Below are 476 nucleotides of genomic sequence, written 5' to 3'. Positions count from 1 at the left end.
CGGTATAGCGGCCCTGGGTGCGCTTCTTGATCTCCTCGGCCGCCCACACGGTTTCGGTGTGGAAGGGCTCCGACGTCTCGTAGACATGCGCCCATTTCAGCACCGTCTGCGCCGAGGCCGAAGCCATCGGCATGGCCATCGCGGCGATCACGCCGAGCAGAATTGCGTATTTCCTCAGCATGCTAGTTCCTCCCTGGTTGGATTGGACTGATCCGGCCGGATCTCCCCCCGGCCGACTGTTTTAAAGCGCAATCTCCTTGGCTATCGCCCTTTCATCGAAATTGCGTGAGAACCTGAGTTGCGACTGGCGCAGGTGATGCTGCATGGCAGTTTTGGCCCGCTCGGGATCGCGCGCCGCAATGGCATCACGCACGGCACGATGCTCCTCGGCGGCGATCCGCCACGAATCCCTGTTCTCGAAATAGATCGATAGGCGTTCGAAGTAAGGGTTCATGCGCTGGTCGAAAAGCTCGCCA

1 protein-coding gene and 1 pseudogene are annotated in these 476 nt (G+C 60.3%); both read right to left on the bottom strand.

Translation table 11 applies throughout. The features are described 5' to 3' along the window. Positions 1-139, bottom strand: a pseudogene (locus tag EH240_RS37475) (ABC transporter substrate-binding protein); the annotation flags it as partial. Between the two features lie 102 nt (positions 140-241). Continuing rightward, the coding region (locus tag EH240_RS37470; protein ID WP_125007296.1) for an FCD domain-containing protein at positions 242-476 on the bottom strand (235 nt) is incomplete at its 5' end.

The sequence above is a fragment of the Mesorhizobium tamadayense genome, assembly GCF_003863365.1.
Classification (GTDB): Bacteria; Pseudomonadota; Alphaproteobacteria; order Rhizobiales; family Rhizobiaceae; genus Mesorhizobium; species Mesorhizobium tamadayense.
This window is presented reverse-complemented; position numbering and strand designations above follow the sequence as displayed.